Below are 4,482 nucleotides of genomic sequence, written 5' to 3'. Positions count from 1 at the left end.
GAACGCTCAGGTACCGCGAGTCGAACGCTCAGGACCCCTGAGTTCGTCGTTCGGGTTGGGTTATCCAGCAAAGCGGCACTCGCCGCGCGGCAGGTCGCCAAGGATGGCGCTCGCGGGGGCCCCGCTGCGCGCGCCGCTCTGGTGCGTGGGCAAGTACTACCGGAGGCCGTCGTGAGGGCCGGTAACTACCACCCGAGGGGCGTGGAAGCGCGGGGCGGGGCGCGAAAGTGCGAGTCGGGGTGCGTGAACGCTCGGTTCGGGGTGTCCGGGCGCGCGACTCGCGAGGGCGACACGCCCATGATCGGGTGACGCCGGGGGCGGGCGTGGTGGTCCTGAGCGTTGAATTCGGGGGTTCTGGAGGTTCGACTCGCGGGGGTGGGAAGGGCGAAGGCCCGGCCGCGTGAGCGGGCCGGGCCTTCGGGAGGTGCGGGGGATCAGGCGCCTTCGGCGGCGAGGTCGTCGTCGTGGTTCTCGCCGGGCTTGGGGCCGTTCTTGCGGGTGCGGCGCTGCGGCCGGGGCAGGGCGGTGGGCGGGGGCGGCGGGGTCGCCGAGCCGCCGCCGAGGATCAGCTCGGCGAACGTGGCCATCGCCTCGTCCAGCTGACCGCCGATGCGCAGCTCCGACTCCTGGTTGCTCTTGCGCACCAGCGACGCCAGCGAGTCGGCGTCCGGCCTGCTCGACAGCGTGCCCTCGACCTTGGCGATGCCCTGCTCCACCACGCCGGACAGCTCGCCCAGCCGGGCGGCGAAGTCGTCCTCCACGGCGTCGAGCCGGGTGGTCATGGTGTCCAGGCGCGAGGTGACCTGCTCCAGGCGCTGCGCCAGCGCCTCCAGCCGGTCGGTGGCGTCGACCCGGTCGCGGGTCTCGTCCAGCGCCGCGTGCAGGGCCTCGCGGGCCTCGTCGAGCTTGCCGGTGACGGCGCCGCGGGTGTCGTTGAGGGCCGCGTGGAACCCGTCGCGGGTGTCGTTGAGCGCCGTGTGGAAGCCGTCGCGGGTGGCGTTGAGGTTGTCGCGGGTCTCGTCGAGCCTGCCGTGCAGGGCGCTGGTCGAGTCGCCGAGCGAGCGCTGCAGCGCCTCGCGGGTGCCGTCGAGGTGCTCGTGCACGCCCTCGTCCACCTCGTCCAGGCGGCTGCGCAGGGCGGCCTCCAGCGCCTCGATGCGCTCGCGCAGCGGGGCGGTCACCGCGCCGGGGATCTGGTCGGTCTTGCCGTCCTGCTTGTCCAGGTGCAGTTCGAGGTCGTCGAGCCGCTTGTGGATGTGGGAGAGCTTGTCCTCCAGACCGTCCATCCGGCCCGCCACGCCCTCGAACCGGCCCGCCACGCCGTCGAGCCTGCCGTCGAGCTGGGCGAACGGCTTGGCCAGCTTGTCGACCAGGCCGTCGACCGCGCGGCCGATGCCCTGCACGGCGTTGTCCTGCGCCTCCAGCCGCGACAGCGCCTCGTCCAGGCGCTCGGCCAGCACGCTGACCTCGGTGCGGTCGGGCAGCTCGGACAGGCGCTTGCGAACGGAACCCAGCGACTCGAGCGGGGACATCCGCGCGTGGATCTCGTCCAGTGCGTCGAAGATCTGCTGCTGTTCGCTCTCACGGATCTCCGCGGCGCGCGTGAGCATGTTGCGCATCCGATCGAAGGACATCGTGGAGTTGTTGTTCTCGTTCACGGCTCGGGTGCCTTCGTCCAGGGGAGGGGGAGACCTCCGGGAGCCTAACCGCGCCGGGTGGTGGGCCAGTACCACCCCCTGACGCGGACCGCCTGTTCCGGCGTCATTGCCGCTTCGTGGAGTGACAACGAGTGACCATACCCGGAGGTGACGGCCCGGCTACCTGTGAGTGCTCCGCGTGAGCATCCGCCGAGAGGGTGACCGGCGGCGGGGGGCGATAGCGGAAAGTTCTGCATCACGAGTGCACAACGGCCTCCGGGCCGGTGATCGGTATACGGTGTCGACCATGCCGACCCCGCTTTCCCAGGAGGCCATCCGCACAGCGCCGAAGGTGCTGCTGCACGACCACCTCGACGGTGGCCTCCGCCCCCAGACGGTGATCGAACTCGCCGAGGCCTGCGGCCACCAGGGCCTGCCCACCACCGACCCGGTGAAGCTGGGCGCCTGGTTCCGCGACAACGCCAACTCCGGTTCGCTGGTGCGCTACCTGGAGGGCTTCGCGCACACCTGCGGCGTCATGCAGGACGAGGCCGCGCTGGTCCGGGTCGCCTCCGAGGCCGCGCAGGACCTCGCCGCCGACGGCGTGGTCTACGCGGAGGTGCGCTACGCCCCCGAGCTGTTCACCGAGCGGGGGCTGAGCCTGGAGCAGGCGGTCGAGGCCGTGCAGGAGGGCTTCCGCCAGGGCGAGGCCGCCTCCGGCGGGCGGATCAGGGTGCGGGCGCTGCTGTGCGCGATGCGCCAGAACGACGACTGGCAGCGGATCGCCGACCTGGTGGTGCGCTACCGCGACGCCGGGGTGGTCGGCTTCGACATCGCGGGCCCCGAGGCCGGGTTCCCCGCGACCAGGGAGCTGTCCGCGTTCGAGTACCTGCGCCAGCAGAACGCGCACTTCACCATCCACGCGGGCGAGGCGGCGGGGCCGGAGTCGATCTGGCAGGCCGTGCAGTTCTGCGGGGCCGAGCGGCTGGGCCACGGGGTGCGGATCGTGGAGGACATCCAGGACGGCGAGGTGGGCCACCTCGCCGCGTACGTGCGGGACCGCCGCATCGCGCTGGAGACCTGCCCGACCTCCAACGTGCACACCGGCGCGGTCGCGTCGCTGGCCGAGCACCCGATCGCGCTGCTGGACCGGCTGGGCTTCCGGGTCACCGTGAACACCGACAACCGGCTGATGAGCGACGTGACGGTGAGCGGCGAGTTCGCCGCCGTCGTGGAGCAGTTCGGGTTCGGCTGGGACGACCTGCGCCGCTTCACCACCAACGCGGCGAAGGCGGCGTTCCTGCCGCTGGACGAGCGCCGCGCGCTGATCCGGGACGTCATCGAGCCCGGCTACGCGGCACTGCGGGACTGACGAGAGAACGAGGGGGGCGTTCCCGGTGTCGGGAACGCCCCCCTTCTCTCGCGTCAGTGGACGCGCAGCCGGTCCTCGAAGTTGGCGACCAGCGTGCGCCACGCGGCGACCTCGGCGTCGTACGGGGCGCTGGGCGCGAGCCGCGTGGGGTCCGGCTTGAGCACGTAGGACACCAGCCAGCCCAGGCTCTCGGACTGGTTGAGCGCCAGCTTCACGCTGTCGTCGCCCGCCCACTCGGCGGCGTCCTCCAGCAGCTCCACCACCAGGTCCAGCTGGGTGGGGTCGACCGCGTCCGGGCCGTCGGCGATGTCCTCGTCCAGGCCGGTGAACACGTAGACGTTGTCCGGGTCGACCTCGACCTCCAGGTCGCCGCCGGTGGCCTTGACCACCAGCTCCTGCCAGGTGGAGACCTCGGTCAGGTCGTTGTCGTCGGCCTCGACGATGAACCGGGACAGCGCGCGCGGCGAGCCGAACACGTCGATCCTGCCCTTGCGGCCCAGGAACAGCGGCTGGTCGTCGAGGTAGCAGCGCAGCGTGTAGTACTCGCCCGCGCTGGTGAGGATCTTGATCGGGTCGATGCCGACCTCACCCCAGAAGCCGGGCACCGCGTCGTCGGCGTCGTCCTCGTCGTCCGAGTCGTCCTCGTCGGCGACGGCCGCCGTGGCCTCCTCCAGCGCGGCCAGCTCCTCCTGGGCGGTGGCCAGCGTCGCCGCGTCCACCTCGGGCGTGGTCACGACCTCGTCGATCGCGTCCAGCACCTCGTCCCACTTCTCCGAGACGACCTCGCCCAGCTGCGCCCACAGCGCCTTGCCCTCGCGGCCGGTGAACGGCAGCGTGCCCTGCGGCAGCAGCGCGAAGCCCTCCGCCGAGTCCAGCACCTCGTGCACCTTCTCCAGGTCGCACACGTCGGCCAGGGAGCGCACGATCGACACCACGTCGGCCAGCTCGCCGATGACCCAGGTGTCGGGCTCCTCGGCGACCAGCTCCGGCACGCCGACCAGGTCGAACTGGTGGTTGTCGTCCGGCGACAGCTCGGCCACCGACAGCGCGGGCACCACGTGCCACGCCGGGTGGTCGGTCAGGTCGTGCTCCTCGGCCCCGCGCACGAACGCCGCGAGGTGCGCGGCGTCGGGGAAGGCGTAGAGGTCCTCTTCGTGGCCGAGGAACGCCTCCCACTCCTCGCCCTCCTCCCGCCAGCGGGGAGCCCACAGGGTGACGACATCACCCTGGGTGAGTCCCAGCTCGATCGGGACGATGTCCTGCGCCATCAGACCTCCCGGTCTCCCCATGCCCCTTTGCGATGCGGAACTAGAGGGTACGGGGTCGATCACCTAGCGCTGCCGCTGGCCACGGAACGGGTCGGCGAAGTACTCGTCGTCGTCGATCTCGGCCGGTGGGCGGGGCCGTGCCGGCGGCCTGGCGCGCGGGGGAGCGACCGGGGGAGGGGGTGGGGCCGGGGCGGGTGCGGCGGGC

The 4,482-nt window shown here is 72.1% G+C and carries 3 protein-coding genes; 1 reads left to right on the top strand and 2 read right to left on the bottom strand.

Features of this window, described 5'->3' with window-relative positions; all coding sequences use genetic code 11:
- Positions 1-434: 434 nt before the first annotated feature.
- Positions 435-1,634 carry a hypothetical protein gene (locus tag IEZ00_RS24785; protein ID WP_209624478.1) on the bottom strand — a complete coding sequence of 400 codons (1,200 nt, stop codon included), beginning with the start codon at positions 1,632-1,634 and terminating at the stop codon, positions 435-437.
- A 310-nt stretch (positions 1,635-1,944) separates the two neighbouring features.
- On the opposite strand from IEZ00_RS24785, the gene IEZ00_RS24780 reads away from it, so the two are divergent.
- Positions 1,945-3,009 carry an adenosine deaminase gene (locus tag IEZ00_RS24780; protein ID WP_189225719.1) on the top strand — a complete coding sequence of 355 codons (1,065 nt, stop codon included), beginning with the start codon at positions 1,945-1,947 and terminating at the stop codon, positions 3,007-3,009.
- A gap of 53 nt (positions 3,010-3,062) precedes the next feature.
- On the opposite strand, the gene IEZ00_RS24775 is transcribed toward IEZ00_RS24780, so the two are convergent.
- Positions 3,063-4,277: a SatS C-terminal domain-containing protein gene (locus tag IEZ00_RS24775; RefSeq protein WP_189225718.1), complete on the bottom strand. Its 1,215-nt coding sequence runs from the start codon at positions 4,275-4,277 to the stop codon at positions 3,063-3,065.
- Positions 4,278-4,482: the final 205 nt, after the last annotated feature.

The sequence above is a fragment of the Saccharothrix coeruleofusca genome, assembly GCF_014648515.1.
GTDB lineage: Bacteria > Actinomycetota > Actinomycetes > Mycobacteriales > Pseudonocardiaceae > Actinosynnema > Actinosynnema coeruleofuscum.
Note: the sequence above shows the minus strand (reverse complement) of the source record. Positions and strands in the feature narration are given on the sequence as shown.